This window comes from Nocardia sp. NPDC058666, assembly GCF_042714895.1.
Lineage (GTDB): Bacteria > Actinomycetota > Actinomycetes > Mycobacteriales > Mycobacteriaceae > Nocardia.
In genome coordinates this window covers 178,001-197,262 of the sequence record NZ_JBHXRY010000004.1, presented here as the reverse complement: position 1 = coordinate 197,262, position 19,262 = coordinate 178,001, and the positions used below count along the sequence as shown (strand labels likewise).

The following is a 19,262-nucleotide window of genomic DNA, read 5'->3' as shown; positions in this document are numbered from 1 at the left end:
CAGCTCAGCGCAGCGGGTGTTCGATCGACAGGCGACCGCGTCGGACGAGGTCGCGTTTGGTGATCGGCGGCAGCGCGGCGTCGTCGTCGGGGGCGGCGGGGTTGGGGCGAACGAGCAACGTGACGGTCGCCGCGGGCACGAACCCGCTGCTGGTCATCAGCGCGGCCGAGGCGCTGTTGCGATCCTCGACATCGGTGACGATATGCCGGGCCCCGCGCGCGAACAACGCCTCCGAGCACACGTTCACCAGCCGCCTGGCGATCCCGTGGCCCTGCATGTCGGGCGCGACCGCGATCCACTCCAGGTAGGCCCAGTCGTCACGATTCTCGAACTCCATCGAACCGAGCACGAACCCGACCACCCGGTCCGAATCCAGGGCCACCCAGCACGCATTGTCCGGACTGTCCAGATGCTGGGCGACGGCGGTGAGCGACCATGACGTGTACGGCTTGATGGTGGTATCGAAAACCTGATGGCCCAGGTCGAGGACCTGACGCAGATGTCCGAGTCCCATCGGCACGACAACGGTGTCCATGGGCTCCTACGCACCCTTGCGGGTAGCGGTCTTGGGCTCGGCGGTTTTGCTCGCGGCCTTGCGCGGTGCGGCTTTCTTGGCGGCCTTCTTCGCCGGCTTCTCCGGGGCGGCATCCCGGCGACCGCTGGCCTCGAGGCTGCGCTGCAGGGCCGCGACAAGATCCACCACCTCGGCATCGGCCTGTTCGGCCGGTTCGGTTTCCGCGGCGGGCTCGACCTTGCCGGTCCCGCTGGCGATCGCCTCATCCAGGAGCTTCTGCAGTTCGATCTGGTATTCGTCGGTGTACTCGGACGGATCGAAATCGCCCGACATCGACTCCACCAGCGTCTCCGCCATCTTCAATTCCTGCGGGCGCGGGGCGGGCGCGTCCTCGAGCGACGGGAACTCCACCGCGCGCACCTCGTCGGGCCACAGCAACGTCTGCAGCACGAGCACCCCGTCGCGCACCCGCAACGCGGCCAACCTGGTCTTCTGCCGCAGCGTGAAGTGCACCAGCGCGGTCTTGTCGATGCGTTCCAGCGTCGCCGCCAGCAACTGATACGCCTTCGGCGTCGCCGAATCGGGTTCGAGGTAGTAACTCTTGTCGAACAGCACCGGGTCGATCTGATCCGACGGCACGAACTCCAACACCGGAATCTCGTGCTTTTCCGCCGCGGGCAACTTCGAGAAATCCTCGTCGGTCAACACCACCTGCTCCCCATCAGGCGAGGTGTAAGCCTTATCGATATCGGCGAACTGCACCGAATTCCCGCACACCTGACACACCCGGTCATATTTGATCCGGCCCCCGTCCTTGCCGTGGACCTGATGAAACCTGATGTCATGATCCTCGGTCGCGGTATAAACCTTGACCGGGACATTGACCAGCCCGAAAGCGATCGAGCCCTTCCAGATCGACCTCATGCTCCCATCATGGTCGATATGTTGCGCCGGTGCGAGCAAGCAGCACCGAATCGGCGCTGGTCCGTGATGTTTCGGTGCTTGAAATCGGGACCCTTCTGCGCCTGACCGAAAATAAGTAGCGCCCGCGCGCCGGGGTTGATAGACAAGCGCATGGCCGAATTGTCAGTCCCGACGCTGTTCGCGTTCGCGGGACTTTGCCTGCTGCTGGCGATCACACCTGGACCGGATACTTTTCTCGTGCTGCGACATTCGTTGTCGGATTCGCGGCTGGGCGTTGCTGTCGCCGCTGGTTCGGGTCTCGGATCGATGGTGTGGGCGGGGGCGGTTGCGGTGGGGTTGGCTGCGCTGCTCACTGCATATCCGACGGCGTTGCAGGTTCTCAAGATTGTCGGCGGTGTCTATTTGATCTATTTGGGCGTCAGTGGGTTCCTGCGCCGCGACACGATGGGGCCGGCTGCGGCGGACGAGCGGGAAGCTGGGCGCAGCCTTGTGGCCGCATTCCGGGACGGGATCGTTCCGTGCCTGCTGAACCCGAAGGTTGGGCTGTTCTTCCTGGCGGTTGTTCCCCAGTTCGCGCCCGCGGATTCTTCGGCAGCGAGTGTGACGATGGTGTTGGGCGCGATCGACGGTGTCGTGGCGTTCGTGTGGTTGGTGTTGGTGTCGGTTGTCGCGGCCCGCGCGGTGCGGTGGTTGCGCAGGCCGCGGGTGGCTCGGACGTTGGGCAATCTGAGTTCGGGTGCGTTGGCTGTCCTCGGGGTCGCGACGATTTCGGCTCGAACGTCGCCGTAGGGCGGGGACGATTGGTTGTGTGAGGCATCCGGCGCGCGGGCCAGCTGTCAGCTATCGGTCTTGTCCACCTTCAGCACGGTGACGGTGTTGGCTCCTTCGCCGAAGGTGGCCAGCACGCGGCCGTAGTCGAGGGCGGTGAAAACCCAGGGCATCGTGGCGGGTGATTGGGCCGAGATGGTGGCGGCGGACAGGGCCAGGTAGTCGATGGCGGTCCAGTTGCCGATCTCGGTGGCCACACCGGGGTCGCTGTCGACCTTGTAGACCCAGACGTTGTGTCGGGCGTCGAAGCCCGCGTTGAGCAGGTCCAGCCAGAGTTCGCTTTCGGTGACCAGCAGCGCGTCGCGGGGGATGTTGGCGGCGATCCAGGCGACGGCTTCGCGTTCGGGGCGGTCTTCGTCGAGGGTGAATTGTCGGTGCAGGGTGTCGGGCCAGGTGTGGGCCAGGGTGGTTGCGGCGATCGGGTACGCGATCAAGGCGGCCACCAGGGCGAGTACGGCGAAGCGGGGGACGGGCTCCGTGCGGGACCAGGCGGCCAGGCGCGAGTGGCCGAGATCGGCGACCGCGGCCAGCGCCAGTGCCAGGAAGGGCAGCAGGGTCACCACGTACATCGCCGGCACGTATCCGCCGCGCACGAGCATCGCCAACTGGAATGCCACGAGCACTGCCACCGGTCGCCATCGCGGCACGAATATCAGTGTGGCCGTGGCGATCACGCCGCCGACGGGTAGCAGCAGGTCCAACGCGAGCCAGGTGTCGATGAGCATTCGCACGTCGCTACCGGCATCCAGTATCGAGCCGCTACCGGCACGCGCGGACAGCTGCCATTCGATGGCTTCCCACAGGCTGACGTGCCCCGGACCGGGCAACAGTTCGTTCTTGATGGCCGCGAACAGCGGGTACAGCGATACCGACATCACGAACACCACCGCGAACGAGACAACCACATACTCCCGGTTGCCCGCGCCGCGATAGTGCCGCCACAGCGCGTAGGCCAGCGCAGGTGCGGCGATGGCCAGGGTCTCCTTCGTGGTGACGGCGACCGTAAAGCACACTGCCGCACCGACTGCCGCGCCCCAGCGACGTCGCGGTGACAGCGCGAGCGCGAAGGAAGCCAGCAGCCAGGCCAGGGCGATGTTGTCCAGCAACACCATTCGGCCGTAGTGCACCGCCAGCGGACTGAACACGAACAGCATCACAGCCAGCGCGGCCCAACCGTTGCGCATCCCCAGTCGGCGCGCGAGCACGAACAGCAGTGCAGCCGTAGCCATTCGGACAACGACCATGAACTCGCGTCCGGCCATCACCGTGTTGTCCGACCAGCGTTGCAGGCTGCGGGTGAGTTCGAACCAGATCGACATCTGCACCCAGCCCATCGGCGGATGGTCGTACCAATAGGTGTAGTGCGCCAGCGCGTGCAGATTCGGAATCGCCCACGCCTGAGCGATATACACGCCCTCGTCACCGAAACGGATGGGGTATCCGGTGATTCCGATCGCGGTGACCACGCCGGAACACAGCGTGAGTACCGCGACCAGCAACTGAGTCTTGCGTCGGGCGGTGAATCGCGTTGGCGCGGGCGCTATTTCGGTGACGGTGGCCAGTGGCCGCTCGGTCGTGGGTGCGCTCATGCCGTGCGCACCAGGGCCGGCGCCGCGACCTGCGCGTCGAAGTGGTCGCCGACGTGCGCGGTCTTGTCCCAGCCCAGCCGCCCGAGCGCGTACCAGAGCACCGCCTGCAGTGCGGCGAACGACAGCACCAGCTGATACGGGTAGAACGTCAGCACGAACAGCGGATACACATGCCAGGGCACCCGTCGTGCGTAGATCCGCCCGTATTCGCGAATCTGCAACAGCTGCAACGCGATTCCGAGCACGATCGGAATAGTCGGCAGGCACACCGCAACGGCCAGTGGCGCAGGGGATTTGATCCAGAACAGGGTGATCAGCGTCAGCGGCAGGATCGCCAGGGAGATCGTCTGGAACAGGCTCATCGACAGAATCCACACCGCGACAATCCGACTGCGCACGGTCGGCAGCGACCGCCAGTTGCCCGCGACCAGGCTCTGCAGGAAGCCGATGTTCCAGCGGCGCCGCTGTTTCACCAGGGTCAGCAGGCTGGGCGGGGTTTCCTCGCGGGTGGTCAGGCGCGGGTCGTAGAAGGTCAAGGTGCGGGCGCGGTGCACGGCGGTGGCGCGGATGCCGAGTTCGCAGTCCTCGGTCAGCGACATCGGCCAGCCACCCGACTTTTCGAGCAGGCCCGCGCGCAGGAACACGGTGTTGCCGCCCAGTGGCATGAAGCCACGGTCGGATTGGTAGCGCATCTGTGAGGAGAACCAGCGGGTGTATTCCAGCAGGTTGTGCCAGGCGTACCAGCGGTGCAGGCGCTGGCCGACGCGGCGCAGAAAACCGCCGGTGATCTGGGGATCCATCAGCTGGATGCCGCCCTGGATGATCTCGACGCCGGGGTGGTCTTGGAAGGCCTGGTCGACCGCGCACAGCAGGCCCGGCGCGGCCAGCGATTCGGCGTCGAGGATGGTGAACACGGTGAACTGGTCGCGCAGCTGCCAGAACGCGTAGTTGAGCTGTTGCGGTTTGTTCGGCGGGCGATCGCGCAGCGGGTAGACCAGCAACTGGACGGGGCCGGGCGACGGTTCCGCCAGGCCTGCGGGCGCGAAACGCAGGGCCTGGTCGAGGTCGCGGCGGATCCGGTCGTAGCCGTGTCCGCGGGCGAAGCCTTCGTTGACGATGTGCGCGGTTGTCGCTGCCACAGCACAGGTTTCGGGATCGTCGTCGTTGATCACCGTCACGACGCGGTGCGCGGGGTGGTCGCGTTGCGTCCACGCGGTGTTGAGCAGCGTGTGGGCGAGCACATCGGTTTCGTGCCTGGCCGGGATGAGCACCGCGATGGCCTCGCGAGCGGGGCCGTCGGGTTCGGCGAGCAGCAGTTGGCCTTCCAGTCCGGATTCGCGGTGCATGTAGACCAGCGAGATCAGGAACGAGCAGCTCATCACCATGGCGAACACCGAGAAGGTCAGCCCGGCCACGATCAGGAAAATTCGTAGATCGTCGGACAGCCACAGGCCCATGGCCACCACTGCGACGGCACCGAAGAGCAAGCCCAGCATGGTTTTTCGTGAGACTTTGCGACTGTTCTCACCGTGGGTGAGGTGTGTTGCGCGCGTACGTGGGGGTGGCGCTTCGACATGCATGATGATCACCCGGATTTCGACGAAGAGCAGCAGCGGAAACCGGTGACCGCCCCGACGTCAGCCCCCGTGCCCCGAACCGGTCCGCGCGACGGCGCCGGCAGGTGGCATGTCCGGCGACGGTACCGGACAGCGAAATCCTAGCAAGGGTGTTGCGGGAGCGCATGTTTGGGAAGTTGTGCGTTTGGGTAAGGGTTTGCCGGTTACTGTTCAGCTGAGGCCGATTACCGAGGTGGCGAGGGTGCGGCGCAGCGTGGGCGGCAGGTCGGCGAACAATGCGCGCATCGCGGCGAGGGTGCCGCGGAGGTCGTCGTGGCCCGACAGGTAGGAATGTTGCAGTGCGGCAGGCAAACCGAAGAACGTGTCGAAGAAGACCGGGACTTCGCGCGGTGGAAGGGCAAGCAGCGCACGCAATCCCGCGCGACGTAGGACTGCGACGGCGCGAGCTTGCGGGGTCCAGACTGTGCCGCCCGCAGCGATGGTGTCAGCGGCGGCGAGCGCGGCGGCGACGCTGTAACCGGTGGCCGGATGCGTGAGTCCTCCGGCCGCACCGAACCGTCCGTGCCCCCGTTTGCCACCCTGTACTGGAAACCGAACTCGTTCAACAGGTTCGGTGCCTGACAGTGTGATTCCCCGAGCGTGCAATCTGTGTTCCAGCCTGTGCCGCAACACATCTGGCGCGAGCGCGGGTCGACCGGCCAAACAGGTTTCCTCGTACAGCACGGTGTCCGCACCGAGCGGCACAACGTAAAGGAACGACGGCACCTCATCCAGAGCAGCACCGTTATCGCGCCGCCAGTCCATGAAGAGGGTCTGCTCACCTTCTTCGAGCGGGAGAACAACCCCGTAGGCAGTCTGCTCAGCACGCCCCGGCGACCTCCCCAACCCCCGCGCATCAACCACCCGTCCAGTGCAGGTCACCCCACCAGCGGTCCGCACCACTCCAAGCCGCGCATCGACCTCCACCGCCCGTTCCGCAACAACAGTCGCCCCCTCCAGCGACAACGAAGCCTGCAACCCCGCCGTACAGAATACCTGATACACCCGCTCGACCCGATGCTCCCGAGTCCCCCATGCCAACGGCCCCGCAACCGTCGCCGCCACCACCCCGTCACCAACCCACGCAGGTAACTCATCAGCCCAAGCCGCATAGGTAGGCGTCCACACCCGATCCGGATTCGGATCGATCGCAATCACCGACAGCCCCTGCCCGACAGCCCGATGAGCCACCGCCCGCCCCGCAGGACCGAGCCCACAGACGATCAGATCAGCACGCACTCCACGATTGGATCAGACGCAACGATCACGGGCCCCGCCGCACCGCGCAATCACCGCCTCCGGACTGGTCGGTACTAAGTACGCGCGCCGCTCATGCGCGACAGGATCTTGTGAAACCGAGTGGGGGAGCACGGCTCGATCGTCAGCTCGTTTCGGGAGTACCGATAGACGTAACGGCCGTCGCCGATGACGTCGAACCAGCTCAGGTATCGGTGCACCGGGCCGTCCTGATCGTGACGGCCTCGCACGATCTCCACATGGCCGTTGCCGGACCTGGGAGCGGCCAGGAGGTCGTGGATCAGGTCGGAAACCGCGACCTCGCCATAGTCGAGATTCACAGTTTGCGAGGGAGTCTCGAGAGCGTCCACCGACTCCGTCATCGACCGTGTGGCACCAGCGGGTCGCTCGCCGGCAAAACGCGCCACCCATGACGCGATCGACTCGGGTGTCCCCGTGCGAACAACGACGTTGCCGCCCGATTCGACCGTGGCACCGGGCATTTGTGCCAGCGCCACCGAAGACTGTTGTGTCACAGCACAATACAGGCGGATGGGCTTGTTGCTGGTACCGATCACAGTGATCGCGGTGTCCGGGTCCGCGGCCAGTCCGAGTACCGCCGACAGATCGGGGTCATCGCGGACCGGCAGACGCTGGCGAAGGTCTGCTTCGATGGCTTCCCATTCGTGACGCCAGCCAACGGATGGAACCACGGTGAGCGGCGCGGGAATTCGATCGCTACCGGTCTCGCCCCATGCGTACAGGAACTCGTCCGGGGTGAATTCCCACCGCACTACTGAGACTCCTGTTCAGGTCGTGGCCGACGTTCGGGTGGGCTGCCGCCGATGACGGGCGGGGTCGTGCCCTGCGGTGGACCGACCAGATCGGCTCGATTACGAGGATGGATCCGCAGTTCGGGGCGACCCTTGTGTTCGTCATCGTCGCCCTTTTGACGTGCGGCGCCGGGCGCACCCATGCCGGACATGCCGTGCATTCCCGCAGTGCCACGACCGCTGGTGCCGCCCGATGAGGCGGCCGCAGCACCAGGAATGCCGCCCTTGATCGGTGTGACCGGGTTGGGAACAGATTTTGCGCCGCCAGGCGAACCCACAGCCACGCCCGGCCCGCCGGCACCCGAGCCGCCGCCCGATCCTGAGACGCCGGCAGTGGGCGAGCCGGATCCGGCGGGGTTGCCTGGCTGGGAGGTGCCGGGAGATCCGGCCGTCAGCGGTGCGCCAGATCCGGGCTGCTCCGCACCGGCTGCCGCGGTTTCGGTGCCGTCGGTTCCGCCGTCGGTTCCAGTTCCGGCGCCGTTGCCTTCGTTCGCCGACCGCGATTCCTGATCGTTCGTCGAACCCGCACCCACGCTGTCGCCCGCGGCCGCCGACTGTTCGGGATCGGATGCCGCCGCGGTGCCGTCGCCCGTTCCCGTCCCGTTCGGCGAACCGCTCGTGGCGGCAGCTCCGCCCCCGCCGGTTCCGACGGGAATATCGTTGCCGCCCAGACCATTCGACGTCGGGAACATCGGAACCCCTTGGCCCGCGGGCTCGTAGGTGGGCACATAATTGTTTCGCATGGTCCAGATGGCGGCTTGCCACCGTTCGTTCGCTTCCTGCGCCGCAGCCACCGCGCTCCCCGCAGGCTCAGCTCCGGGGATGCCCGCCGGCGACGAGGCGGTCGGCGGGGCCTGCACCTGTGCCTTGACCACCTCTGCCCCGAAAGCAGCGGCCTCTACTCGCCAGGCAACGCTTTGCGTGACGTTCTGCAACTCCGTCAACCGCCCCGTCAGCCCGTGCGTGGCAGCTTTGATCGCCTCCGCGGTCTGGCCTTCCCAGCCGCGGGCGATCGTCGCGTTCACCTTCGTGGTGACGCTGATGATGTTGAACGTCAACGCGGTGCTGATCGCCTTCCAGGTCTCGGCCGTCTGCTGCATCACGCCTGGCTGCATCTGTTGAGCCCTGGCGTGGATATCGGCGTGCGACAGGTTCGCGAACTCCTCCATCGCCTTGATATACGCGGGATCCTGACCGGCCGTGCCGGCCGCGATCGTGGCGGCCTTGCGCTGGGTACTGGCTGCGGCGTTGAACGCCGAGATCATCTCGGGGGTCGTTGCCGGCTGCTGAGCGGCCACGACACCGATCACACCCGGAATCATCGGAATCGGTCCGGTCACTGGTCCCCACCCTTCGCTTCGAACATGTCAGTTGCCGGCGCCGATGATGGGCTCGAGGCCTCGGGCGAATTCCATCGCTTTGTCGCACGGAGCTGGAGTGTCAGGGCCAGGAGTTGCTTCGAATGCCGCCTCAACGCCCAGATATCCGACCGATGTCTTCATATCCACCGCGCATGTGGTCGCACCATTCTTCACGGTACGAACGGCTTCGCGGCCGTTGATATCTATGTTCTCCGATTTTCCGGCGTACCTCTGGCGTACCTCGTCGAGAGACACATTGCCGGAATCCACGGCGAGACTCCACCTGTCCTGTGCGGGACCACTAGCGAAATCACACGTCAAGAAGGTGTATTCGGCGACAAGGTCCCGACCGCGCTTACGAGTTGTCGGATCCAGCCCGATAGCCCGAATAGTGTCGTCCGGCGTCCAGGTGCAAGGGTCGACAACTACCTTCGGCCGTCCGCCGGACTGCGTGTACTTGTTGTCCTGATTCGGCGGCTGCAGCTTGGCATCAGTCAATGTCGGCCGCGCCGCGCTCGCAGTGCTGCTAGACAATGCCGCGCTGCTCGGGGCAGTTGGTGAACCATCTGGGGACGTGTTTTGTGAGCACCCGGGAGCCAGAACGGCCAGGGTCAAGGTGGCGCATACGGCGACAGAACGGTTCGTGAACCGGCTCATCAAAGTGCATCCTTCGTTCTGAACAGCGCCGTCGCGGAGTCCAAGTCCTGCTCGACCAATAGCCCACCCGCCTTGAGTACCGCAGCTTGGATCTCTCGGCACTCTTCCCTGGCGCCGATCAAAGCCGCGACGCCTTGGTCAGCCTTGCTTTCGAACCCTGATTGGAGCTGAACTGCGGAGTCGAATCCGCCAAACCCGGAGAGGCGGTTGAGTCGCCTGGTTTCCTGTATCCGTTCCGTGAGCTCATCCGCGAGCCAGCCGTAGTGCGCAGCACACTCCTGTGCCGCATCGGCTTCGAGTCGAAAGCGGCCATCGACAGCAGCCTGCCAGAGACCGGACGGTGAAGTGTCACTGATGGTCACGGTTGCTCACAATCCTGCGAGAATTGAACTCCTCCGCCGCCGGTCATCGCGTCGGCTCGACGGGGGAGTTGAATTTTTCGGCGGGTAAGTGGCAGGCAATATTCAGGACGATGAATGACTTTTCCGAAGTGTTCGCGCCACGGCTGTCCGTATTGTTTATGGTGATCTTGATTCTTTCGCTCTCGGTCGCAAGCACGATCAGGTGCGTGGTGGGGTCGCTGGTCTTGATTTCGGCGAGTTCGATGCCGAGGCCCTTGGCGGCAACTATCGACTGATCGCGAATTGTCGACCATTGGTCATCCGCAACCGGGAGAGTGCCGTGATAGTAGCGGTCTCGTACCAATTTGCCATTTGTGGCGCTGAATGGACCGAAGCAGGATTTGATCGATTCATCCGGGTGCTTTGGATCCTCGAATCGGAGGGTGGGGGCAGATTCGATCATCACTTGCTCTATCTGCGCGACCAACAGTTCACCCTTGGCTTCGGCGTCCTCGAGTGTGCTCCGCGTTTGCAGTTCGACGCCGGCCTTGGCTGCCTCCTCTGGGCTGACGACTTGGCTCGAATAGTCGCTGTCGCGCGCAGCCCACCCCCATACCAGCATGATTGCGACATTCACCATGACCAGGGACACGAGAGTTACCCCGAGCACGATCAGGGTCACTCGTACAGCGTTTGCCAACCGAGATCTCTGCATCCGGGTCACTTGTCCGTCTGTGGGTTGGTGGCGTTCTCTGGCAGGCCGGCCACGATTGCGGCGAGGTTATACCCGGACCGATGAAGATTCTGGGTGGTGCCGTCTGTTCGCCCATACTCGGAGTGGTTGGTAGCGCCGGTGTACGTCTCGCCGTTCACGCTGATGGGGTCAGTGCTGAGATGGGTAACCCATGGCATCTCATTCGGACTGCGCCCGAACGCGTCGAGGTTTCCCACTGGATCCCAATGCTCGGTCATCTCGTACACGTGGCCGTTGCGCACGCCGAGGTCCCCAGCATTTTCCACTGCATCGTTCAAGCCCAAAGCGGAAAATGGAGATGCGAGCCCCCCGACGCCGGGGAGACCGGGAATATCGGCACCCAATCCGGGCGATCCGTAGAACACGACATCGTCGACTACCCCTGATTGTTCTTGCAGCGCAAGGCTTGTCGCCAAAGAACCGTAGGAGTGTCCCAGTGCGGTGATGTGGGGATCGCTTTTCTCGTTTGCGACGTCGAGACCGGTATAGAACGACGACAGTGGTTGGGCTGCCTCCTGCGCCCGCCCCTCGTTGGTGACGTTGATCATGTCCGGGGTGGTGATGTCGTCCAGGCTTCCCATGCCACCCTGTGGCGGGTCGTAGCCGAACCACGCAATGGATGAGATCTGTTCCCCTCCTCGGCCAGCGTCAGCGAGTTGACGCTGGGAGGTCTCGATCAGAGTTTCCGCTTCGCCGACCATGCCGCCGGAAGGATTCCACTTGCCATCGCCGCCTCGACCGCCGAGCAGCGAGGAACTCAGATCAGATCCCAGTCCCGGCGTGGTGACCGAAATATGGTCTGCGGTATCAGGATTCCCGACCGCGACCGCGGCACGCCCCTGCCGTCCGGACTGCATATCCAACGCCATCAGGTATCGCTTGGGCTCAGTACTGCCTTCCATCGCGGTCCTCACCGCTGCGAGGTCACTGAGTTTCTGGGTGGTGCGATCCAACCCGGTCTGTGCCGCGGCTATCCCCGCCATGTCCCCGTTCTCGCCGGCCGTTTTGAGCGCTTGGGCGAACGTGTTGCTGTCGGCGGTGAGCCTGTCCTGTTCGAATGGGATCATCTTCCGGTTCGCCTCGTCGCGTACCGGAGCAGGCAATCCATCGAGATTGCCGATCGACGTCGGCACGGTATTGATGAGCGCGGTCTGTTCGGTTCGACTGAGCGAGTCCCACCACTTCAGGTTCTGCGCAGGTGTGGCTCCTTGCGGCGGCTGCGGAGTTCCGGTCGGTGTGGTGCTCGCATTGCCGAACGAGTCCGCGGTCGGCATGTTCGCGAACGCTGCTTCGATGGCGTTCTTGGCCGCGTTGTCCGCGTCGACCGCGCCTGCCAGTGCAGCTTTGACCCATGTGGTGTGGTTGTTCGCTTCGACCTGAAGGGCCGCCATCGCGGTGGTGAACTTGTTCGCGATCGGGCCGTTGTCGGCTTCGGTGGCGACCGACAGATAGACACGCTGCTTGGTCGATTCGCTGATCGAGCATGTGCCATCAGGCTGGACGTCGAAGCCCTTCGAGAGGGCGGCTGCCTTCTTCGACGCCAGGAACGCCTGTGCCGAAGCGACCGACCACTGCGCCAAGACTGCCGCGTCTCGGCCGCGCTCGAGCGCATCGACGACTACTACCGACTTGGCGTGCACTTCGGCGTAGCGGGCGCGCATGGCGTCGCCGGTGTCACGCCGGAAGGTCTCGCGCGAGCTGTCGACCGCGATGTACTGGGTGTCCATCGCGGTCCGCAGCGCGCCGGCTTGCCGGGTGAACTCGGCGGCTTGGGCGGCGAACGCGATGGGCTTCCAGGACTCGACCAGCGGAATCGTCAAGCTTCGACTCATTCGCCTGCTCCTCGGAGAGCTCCGGCGAATGCCTCATCCTGCTGCTGGAAGGTGACCACGGCTGCCACGGTCTTGCCGCTGAGTTCGGCCAGCGCGGTACCGACCGCGCTCATCGCCTTGTCGGCCAGTCGAGCGGCGGCCTGGTACGCCTGCGGCGTGTGGGCGTTGGGCATACATTCGAAGACACCGTCGGCGAGTGCCCCACCCTTGCCGATGACCTGGATTTCCTGGCCGGCAGTCCCTATTCCCGCCGCCAGCGCGCGAACCGCGTCCGGGTCGAGATCGAACGATTCAGTGCCCGGTGTCGGACTCACTTGGATTCCCTCCCCAACAGCCCGCGCGGCGACGCTCCCCACGCGATCGACTGCCCGCCACTATAGACTGCCGGGCACCGCCAGGATGATCGACAGGGGAGGACTTCTTCATGGCAGGCGAGCTGGATCCGCTCCAAGGCGCCACTGACCGGCTGCATGTGGGCCTCGACCGTCCCGCGCAGGCGAGCGCGCCGGGCGGGGTCGTGTCTGTGCAGGTCAGCGCGGACGGGGCGCTGGAAGCGATCCATCTCACCGACGCCGGTCGGCGCCTGGACCCGGACACTCTCGTCGCGATGATCGTGCGGTTGCACGCCGCGGCGATGGCCGAGTCTCGCGGTGTCGTTGCCGCCGCGATCGCCCAATTGGAGAACGACCCTCGCCTACAGGCAACGCGCGAGCGGTACGTCGACGCTCTCCAACAGCCACTGCCGCAGCAACCGTTGAATTCTCAGCAACCGTTCCCGCAGTATCAATCGGCATCTCCACAATCCCCGGCTCCGGCGCATCACGCCGACCAGAATCAGCAGCCGGGTTGGGGCACGCCCCCGACGACGACATCGGCGGCATCCACCCGTCGCGAGCCGACGCCGGAGGACGACGAAGCCGACGACGAATACTTCCAGCGTTCCAGCTGGCTCGAGTACGACTGAGTCGTCTTCGCCGATTCGCCTGCGCAACTTCATGACTCGTGCCTGGTGACGCCCTGTCCAGGCTTCGTCGCGGCGCCGCGCGCGTTCTCGCTCCAGGTGGTCGAGACCGGTAGCTGACCGGGCTCAACAGCGTTGTTCGCGAGGCCCGGCGGCACCGCCACGAAGTTGCTACGATGCGCCGTGCGAACGTGCCGACCCGCCAACAGGATCGGGTGAGACGAGGCGGGCCGGGCGGAAGTATTCCGAACCCCCGCACGTGGACATGCGGACGCGCAGTGGCGTGACTAGTTAGGGGTTTTTCGGTGTTCGAATTCACCAGGCGGCGTAGTCGCTGGGTGCTCGGCGTTTTCGCGGTGCTTGCGGTGGTGCTCGGTGCACTGGGTGCAACGCTGTTCGAGCGGGTGGAGGGCGGCGGATATACCGACCCCGGCAGCGAATCCAGCCGGGCGCTGCAGGTGTTGCGCGACGAGTTCGGGCAGGCGCCGCCGAATCTGGTGTTGCTGGTGGAGACCGAGTCGTCGGTGGAGGATCCCGAAACGTACTCGGCGGCAACGGCTTTGGTGGCCAATCTGCACGAGCGTGACGGCGTCGCCGAGGTGATGTCGTATTGGACTACGCATCAGCCCGCGCTGCGCAGTGTCGACGGCAAGCAGGGTTTGATCGTGGCAAGTGTGCTCGGCAACGAACGCGAGATCGACCAACGCGTGGCCGCTGTCGCCGACGAGCTCACCGGCGAGCAGGGATCGTTGCAGGTCAGGGCCGGTGGATTCGCCATGCTCATGCACGAGACCGTGCAGCAGAGCAAGACCGATATCGCCAAGGGTGAGGCCATCGCCTTCCCACTGACGCTGGTCGCGCTGATGTTCGTGTTCGGCGGACTGGTCGCCGCGAGCCTGCCGCTGCTGGTCGCGATCGGGACCGTGCTGGCCACCATGGGCGCACTGTGGTTGGTCACGTTGTTCACGCCGCTGTCGGTCACCGCGGCGAACGTGGCGACGCTGCTGGGTCTGGGCCTGGCCATCGACTACAGCTTGCTGATCGTGAACCGCTACCGCGACGAACTCGCCGAAGGCCGCAGCCCGGCCGGTGCGGTGGCGACCACGCTGCGCACCGCGGGCCGCACCGTCGCGTTCTCCGCGCTCACCGTCGCGGTCGCGCTGTCGGGGTTGCTGTTCTTCCCGCTGCTGGCGATCCGGTCGATGGGTTACGCGGGCATCGTCGTGGCCGCGCTGGCCGCGGCGGTCTCGCTCACCGTGCTGCCGGCCGCGCTGCTGCTGATCGGCACCCGCATCGACAAGGGCCAGCTCGGTTGGTGGTTCCTGCGCGCCCCCCGCCCCGCACCGGGCGAAGGTGCCTGGCACACACTGGCCACCGCCGTGATGCGCAAGCCGATCTCGATCGGCCTGGCCGTCACCGCGCTGCTGTTGCTGCTGGGCGCACCGTTCCTCGGCGTGAAACTCGGTTTCCCCGACGAACGCACCCTGCCGGAATCGATGAACTCGCGTCAGGTCACCGAGATCGTGGCGCGCGACTTCAGCGAGGCGGACCAGCACACCCTCGTGGCCGTGCTGCCCGACAGTGCTTACAGCGCAGCGGGATTGGACACCATCGCCCGCGACCTGTCCGACCTGGACAACGTCCGCCGCGTCGACACCGCCACCGGCAGCTACGCCCAGGGCGGGCAGCTGCTCGAACCCACCGCGGCCAACGCCCGCTTCCGGGTCGAGCAGGCGGTCTACCTGTCGATCGTGCCCGCCACCGGCGACAGCGACGCCCTCGCGGCGCTGGTCGACCAGGTGCGCGCGATCCAGACACCGAGCGAACTGCTGGTGGGCGGGGTGGCCGCGGCCAACGCCGACTCGGTCGCCGCCATCGAGAACGAACTGCCGTGGGCGCTGGGCTTCGTGGTGATCATGATGCTGATCGTGCTGTTCGCGCTCACCGGCAGCGTGGTGCTGCCGGTGCTCGCGGTGATCCTGAGCGCGCTGAGCCTGACCGCGACCTTCGGCGCGCTGGTGTGGATCTTCCAGGACGGGCACCTGTCGGGGGTGTTGGGCTTCACCGTCACCGGCGATCTGTCCGCGACCGTGCCGGTGATGTTGTTCGCCGCCGCGTTCGGGCTCGCGATGGACTACCAGGTGTTCCTGCTGTCGCGTATCCGCGAGGAATACGACCGCACCGGTAAGAACGACACCGCGGTCGCGCTGGGTCTGGAACGGGTCGGGCGGATCGTCACCGCCGCCGCGATCCTGATCTCACTGGTCTTCCTCGGGTTCCTTGCCTCCGACATCACCTTCATGAAGGCGTTCGGTATCGGTTTGCCGCTGGCCGTGATCGTGGACGCGACGCTGGTGCGTGGGTTCCTGTTGCCCGCGGCGATGAAGGTGCTCGGCGATGCGAACTGGTACGCGCCGGAGTTCCTGCATCGACTGCACGATCGGTGGGGGTTGGACGACGGTGGCTCTTCGAAAAAGACTGTGGGCGTGCGTGATCCGCTCGGCGTGACCGGCAGGTTCGAAGAGATCACCGTGATGGATCCGCTCGCCGAGGCCGAGGCTGCGCGCGCCGAGGCGGCCAGGGCTGTGGCAGTCAAGGCGGAGGTCGGTGCGGAAGAAGGCACCGAAAAACGGGGGAGCGGGCGAACGAAGGGACGTGTTGCCGCCTCCACCGGGAGCCGCGACACCTCGGAGTGAGCCGCCGCGGCCGGGAGCCACGACACCTCGGAGGGACCCGCCTCAGCTGGTAGCAGCGTCAGCCCGGAGCGCGTGGTCGCTGCGTGAGTTGTGACAACTGCGACCGAGCAGAAGCGGTGGGGCGGGCAGTCGGATTACCGGCCGCCCGCCCCACATTTCTCAGATACCTCCGGTGGCCAACAACCCGCCGTCGACCCGCACACAATCACCGGTGATCCACGCCGCCTCATCCGACACCAGGAACGCGATCAACCGCGCCACATCCTCGGGCACCCCCAGCCGCTTCATCGGATACACACTCGCCGCCCGCTCCTCATCATCGGCGTACAGCGCATCGGCGAACTTGGTCTTGATCACGCCCGGCGCCACCGCGTTCACCCGAATATTGGGCCCCAACTGCCAGGCCAGCTCCTCGGTGAGCCGGATCAGCGCCGCCTTCGACGCCCCATACGCCGAGATCACCCCCGACGAACGAATCCCGGCCACGCTGGCCACGTTCACGATCGCGCCGCCGTGCTCGGCCATCCACGCGCGATACGCCTGCTGGATATAGCCCAGCGACCCCACCACATTCACGTCGAAGATCTTGCTCACGCCACCCAGATCGGCGTCCATGAGCGCGCCGTAGACGGGATTGATGCCGGTGTTGTTGATGAGAATGTCCAGCGAACCGAACTCGGTGACCGCGCGGGCCACCGCCTCGGCGCGGGCGTCGGCGTCACCGGCGTTGCCCGCGATCGTGCTCACCTGACCCGTGTGGCCCAGTGCGCGCAGCTCGGTGGCCGCGGCTTCCAGTGGCTCGGGTTTGCGTGCTGTGATCAGCACGTTCGCGCCGCGGCGCATCAGTTCGGCTGCGGTGGCAAGCCCGATGCCGCGACTTGCTCCGGTGACCAGAGCGGTGCGGCCGAGTAGATCGGTAGTCATGGCGCAAGAGTAACCACGCTCACATCGGGCGGCGCCGGGTTCGGCTTTCGGAGTGTTCGGCGGTAAAATAAGTGGTTCTTGCCGATATACCTTTCCCGTTTGTCTTATTCTGAGGAGAACTCTGTGATCACCGCGACCGACCTGGAGGTCCGGGCCGGAGTCCGCACCCTGCTCTCGGCCCCCGGGCCGGCGCTGCGGGTGCAGTCCGGCGACCGGATCGGACTGGTCGGTCGCAACGGTGCCGGCAAGACCACCACCCTGCGCATTCTCGCGGGTGAGGGCGAGCCGTACGCCGGAAAGATCACGCGCTCCACCGACATCGGTTACCTGCCGCAGGACCCCAAGGAAGGCGATCTCGATGTGATCGCCAAGGACCGGGTGCTGTCGGCGCGCGGCCTGGACGTGCTGCTGCGCGACATGGAGAAGGCCCAGGTCGAAATGGCCGAGGTGGCCGACGATGCCGCCCGCGACAAGGCGATTCGCCGCTACGGGCGCCTGGAAGACCAGTTCTCCTCGCTGGGCGGTTACGTCGCCGAGAGCGAAGCGGCCCGCATCTGCAACAGCCTCGGCCTGCCCGACCGGGTGCTCGACCAGCAGCTGCGCACGCTGTCGGGTGGTCAGCGTCGCCGTATCGAACTCGCGCGCATCCTGTTCTCCGCCTCCGATGGTTCCGGCGGTCGCTCGGACCGCATCCTGCTGCTCGACGAGCCCACCAACCACCTCGACGCCGACTCCATCACCTGGCTGCGCGGGTTCCTGCAGAGCCACGACGGCGGCCTGATCGTGATCAGCCACGATGTCGAACTGCTCGGCGACGTGGTGAACAAGGTGTGGTTCCTCGACGCGGTGCGCGGTGAGCCCGACGTCTACAACATGGGGTGGAAGAAGTACCTCGACGCCCGCGCCACCGACGAACAGCGTCGCGTGCGCGAACGCGCCAACGCCGAGAAGAAGGCGGGCGCGCTGCGTCAGCAGGCCGCCAAGCTCGGCGCCAAGGCCACCAAAGCCGCTGCGGCACACCAGATGGTGCGTCGTGCGGAACGGTTGATCAACGAGCTCGACGAGGTGCGGGTCAGCGACAAGGTCGCCAAGATCCGCTTCCCCGAGCCCGCGCCCTGCAGCAAGACCCCGCTCATGGTGAAGGACCTGACCAAGCTCTACGGGTCCCTCGAGATCTTCACCGGCGTGAACTTCGCCGTGGACAAGGGCAGCCGCGTGGTCGTGCTCGGGCTCAACGGTGCTGGTAAGACGACCATGCTGAAACTGCTCGCCGGTGTCGAGACGCCGACTGCGGGTGGTGTCGAACAGGGGCGCGGCCTCAAGGTCGGCTACTTCGCGCAGGAGCACGACACCCTCGACGACTCGGCCTCGGTGTGGGAGAACATTCGCCACGCCTCGCCCGACGCGGGGGAGCAGGAGCTGCGCAGTCTGCTGGGCGCGTTCATGTTCACCGGGCCGCAGCTGGATCAGCCCGCGGGCACGCTGTCCGGTGGTGAGAAGACGCGTCTGGCCCTGGCCGGACTGGTGTCCTCGGCGGCGAACGTGCTGCTGCTGGACGAGCCGACCAACAACCTGGACCCCGTCTCGCGTGAGCAGGTCCTCGAGGCGCTGCGCACGTACGCGGGCGCGGTGGTGCTGGTGACGCACGATCCGGGCGCGGCCGAGGCGCTGAACCCGGAACGGGTCATCCTGCTGCCCGACGGCACCGAGGATCACTGGTCCGCGGAGTACGCGGAGCTCATCGACCTCGCTTGATCTTGTGCGGTGACCCCCGGTGTGTCGCGCGTGAAACGCTGTGTCGGGCGGGAACTCGCGGGGATTGGGTGAGTTTGATCACTGTTTTCGTTGATCACCGAGTGCGGAGTGTCTAGCCTGGAAGAAGTGCTCGGCGACTCGGAGGAAGCCATGAGCGACAGTGTCAGACAGGCCGCTGGATCGGCCAAGGGTAAATCGACGATCGGCAAGGCCGCGCTGGGCAAAGGCACCAGGGTCACGGGCAAGTCCCGCGACAGGTTGCAGAGCCAGTTGAAGAAGCAGTACGAGGCGGGCGCGTCCATTCGCTCCCTGGCCAGATCCACCGGCCGCTCGTACGGCTTCATTCACAATGTGCTGGTCGAGTCGCACGTCGAACTGCGCGGACGCGGCGGTGCCAACCGTCGCAAGAATCCGGCCGACTAGGGGGCGGCCGGCGGCGGG

Annotated in this window: 18 protein-coding genes; 5 read left to right on the top strand and 13 right to left on the bottom strand. The window is 65.7% G+C overall.

The window, feature by feature from the left end; all coding sequences use genetic code 11:
* Window positions 1-4 precede the first annotated feature (4 nt).
* Both ACFWVD_RS12560 and ACFWVD_RS12555 read right to left on the bottom strand, forming a co-directional pair.
* On the bottom strand, window positions 5-535 hold the full coding sequence (locus ACFWVD_RS12560; RefSeq protein WP_379242161.1) for a GNAT family N-acetyltransferase: 531 nt from the start codon (window positions 533-535) through the stop codon (window positions 5-7).
* Window positions 536-541: 6 nt separating this feature from the next.
* Window positions 542-1,438 (bottom strand): Ku protein, encoded by an 897-nt coding sequence (locus ACFWVD_RS12555; RefSeq protein WP_379242160.1) that lies wholly within the window; start codon window positions 1,436-1,438, stop codon window positions 542-544.
* A 150-nt stretch (window positions 1,439-1,588) separates the two neighbouring features.
* On the opposite strand from ACFWVD_RS12555, the gene ACFWVD_RS12550 reads away from it, so the two are divergent.
* Window positions 1,589-2,227: a LysE family translocator gene (locus tag ACFWVD_RS12550; RefSeq protein WP_379242159.1), complete on the top strand. Its 639-nt coding sequence runs from the start codon at window positions 1,589-1,591 to the stop codon at window positions 2,225-2,227.
* Window positions 2,228-2,274: 47 nt separating this feature from the next.
* Here ACFWVD_RS12550 and ACFWVD_RS12545 read toward each other — a convergent pair whose 3' ends face one another.
* From ACFWVD_RS12545 to ACFWVD_RS12500, 10 genes are all read right to left on the bottom strand, one after another.
* Window positions 2,275-3,855 (bottom strand): ArnT family glycosyltransferase, encoded by a 1,581-nt coding sequence (locus tag ACFWVD_RS12545; RefSeq protein WP_379242158.1) that lies wholly within the window; start codon window positions 3,853-3,855, stop codon window positions 2,275-2,277.
* Window positions 3,852-5,351 (bottom strand): glycosyltransferase, encoded by a 1,500-nt coding sequence (locus ACFWVD_RS12540; RefSeq protein ID WP_379242157.1) that lies wholly within the window; start codon window positions 5,349-5,351, stop codon window positions 3,852-3,854. The genes ACFWVD_RS12545 and ACFWVD_RS12540 overlap by 4 nt, the downstream gene beginning before the upstream one ends.
* Window positions 5,352-5,642: 291 nt before the next feature.
* On the bottom strand, window positions 5,643-6,698 hold the full coding sequence (locus ACFWVD_RS12535) for a lycopene cyclase family protein (RefSeq protein WP_379242480.1): 1,056 nt from the start codon (window positions 6,696-6,698) through the stop codon (window positions 5,643-5,645).
* 86 nt (window positions 6,699-6,784) lie between these two features.
* Window positions 6,785-7,501, bottom strand: coding sequence for an ESX secretion-associated protein EspG (locus ACFWVD_RS12530; protein ID WP_379242156.1), 717 nt, complete (start codon window positions 7,499-7,501; stop codon window positions 6,785-6,787).
* Complete coding sequence (locus tag ACFWVD_RS12525) at window positions 7,501-8,880, bottom strand: hypothetical protein (RefSeq protein WP_379242155.1); 1,380 nt, start codon at window positions 8,878-8,880, stop codon at window positions 7,501-7,503. The genes ACFWVD_RS12530 and ACFWVD_RS12525 overlap by 1 nt, the downstream gene beginning before the upstream one ends.
* A gap of 27 nt (window positions 8,881-8,907) precedes the next feature.
* Entirely contained in the window at window positions 8,908-9,558 is a 651-nt protein-coding gene (locus tag ACFWVD_RS12520; RefSeq protein WP_379242154.1) for a DUF3558 family protein, read from the bottom strand.
* A complete protein-coding gene (locus ACFWVD_RS12515) occupies window positions 9,558-9,920 on the bottom strand; it encodes a hypothetical protein (RefSeq protein ID WP_379242153.1) in 363 nt (120 codons plus the stop codon). Before ACFWVD_RS12515 ends, ACFWVD_RS12520 begins: the two co-directional genes overlap by 1 nt.
* Window positions 9,921-9,963: 43 nt before the next feature.
* A complete protein-coding gene (locus tag ACFWVD_RS12510; RefSeq protein WP_379242152.1) occupies window positions 9,964-10,581 on the bottom strand; it encodes an LppA family lipoprotein in 618 nt (205 codons plus the stop codon).
* 38 nt (window positions 10,582-10,619) lie between these two features.
* Complete coding sequence (locus tag ACFWVD_RS12505; RefSeq protein WP_379242151.1) at window positions 10,620-12,473, bottom strand: alpha/beta hydrolase; 1,854 nt, start codon at window positions 12,471-12,473, stop codon at window positions 10,620-10,622.
* 8 nt (window positions 12,474-12,481) lie between these two features.
* On the bottom strand, window positions 12,482-12,799 hold the full coding sequence (locus ACFWVD_RS12500; protein WP_379242150.1) for a hypothetical protein: 318 nt from the start codon (window positions 12,797-12,799) through the stop codon (window positions 12,482-12,484).
* Window positions 12,800-12,909: 110 nt separating this feature from the next.
* Between ACFWVD_RS12500 and ACFWVD_RS12495 the strand changes: the two genes are divergently transcribed.
* Together ACFWVD_RS12495 and ACFWVD_RS12490 are read left to right on the top strand one after the other, a co-directional pair.
* Entirely contained in the window at window positions 12,910-13,449 is a 540-nt protein-coding gene (locus tag ACFWVD_RS12495) for a hypothetical protein (protein ID WP_379242149.1), read from the top strand.
* A gap of 302 nt (window positions 13,450-13,751) precedes the next feature.
* The gene (locus ACFWVD_RS12490; protein ID WP_379242148.1) at window positions 13,752-16,142 is read left to right on the top strand and encodes an MMPL family transporter; all 2,391 of its coding nucleotides are present in this window, start codon (window positions 13,752-13,754) and stop codon (window positions 16,140-16,142) included.
* A gap of 159 nt (window positions 16,143-16,301) precedes the next feature.
* On the opposite strand, the gene ACFWVD_RS12485 is transcribed toward ACFWVD_RS12490, so the two are convergent.
* The gene (locus tag ACFWVD_RS12485) at window positions 16,302-17,066 is read right to left on the bottom strand and encodes an SDR family oxidoreductase (protein WP_379242147.1); all 765 of its coding nucleotides are present in this window, start codon (window positions 17,064-17,066) and stop codon (window positions 16,302-16,304) included.
* Window positions 17,067-17,189: 123 nt separating this feature from the next.
* Here ACFWVD_RS12485 and ACFWVD_RS12480 point away from each other — a divergent pair, with 123 nt between their 5' ends.
* Together ACFWVD_RS12480 and ACFWVD_RS12475 are read left to right on the top strand one after the other, a co-directional pair.
* Window positions 17,190-18,821, top strand: coding sequence for an ABC-F family ATP-binding cassette domain-containing protein (locus tag ACFWVD_RS12480; protein ID WP_379242146.1), 1,632 nt, complete (start codon window positions 17,190-17,192; stop codon window positions 18,819-18,821).
* Window positions 18,822-18,971: 150 nt separating this feature from the next.
* Window positions 18,972-19,244 (top strand): helix-turn-helix domain-containing protein, encoded by a 273-nt coding sequence (locus tag ACFWVD_RS12475; RefSeq protein WP_379242145.1) that lies wholly within the window; start codon window positions 18,972-18,974, stop codon window positions 19,242-19,244.
* Window positions 19,245-19,262 lie beyond the last annotated feature (18 nt).

Bases quoted from the DNA above. Each gene is read 5' to 3' on its own strand.
- ACFWVD_RS12560 (WP_379242161.1), bottom strand. From the start codon at position 535: ATGGACACCGTTGTCGTGCCGATGGGACTCGGACATCTGCGTCAGGTC.
- ACFWVD_RS12555 (WP_379242160.1), bottom strand. From the start codon at position 1,438: ATGAGGTCGATCTGGAAGGGCTCGATCGCTTTCGGGCTGGTCAATGTC.
- ACFWVD_RS12550 (WP_379242159.1), top strand. From the start codon at position 1,589: ATGGCCGAATTGTCAGTCCCGACGCTGTTCGCGTTCGCGGGACTTTGC.
- ACFWVD_RS12545 (WP_379242158.1), bottom strand. From the start codon at position 3,855: ATGAGCGCACCCACGACCGAGCGGCCACTGGCCACCGTCACCGAAATA.
- ACFWVD_RS12540 (WP_379242157.1), bottom strand. From the start codon at position 5,351: ATGCTGGGCTTGCTCTTCGGTGCCGTCGCAGTGGTGGCCATGGGCCTG.
- ACFWVD_RS12520 (WP_379242154.1), bottom strand. From the start codon at position 9,558: ATGAGCCGGTTCACGAACCGTTCTGTCGCCGTATGCGCCACCTTGACC.
- ACFWVD_RS12495 (WP_379242149.1), top strand. From the start codon at position 12,910: ATGGCAGGCGAGCTGGATCCGCTCCAAGGCGCCACTGACCGGCTGCAT.
- ACFWVD_RS12485 (WP_379242147.1), bottom strand. From the start codon at position 17,066: ATGACTACCGATCTACTCGGCCGCACCGCTCTGGTCACCGGAGCAAGT.
- ACFWVD_RS12475 (WP_379242145.1), top strand. From the start codon at position 18,972: ATGAGCGACAGTGTCAGACAGGCCGCTGGATCGGCCAAGGGTAAATCG.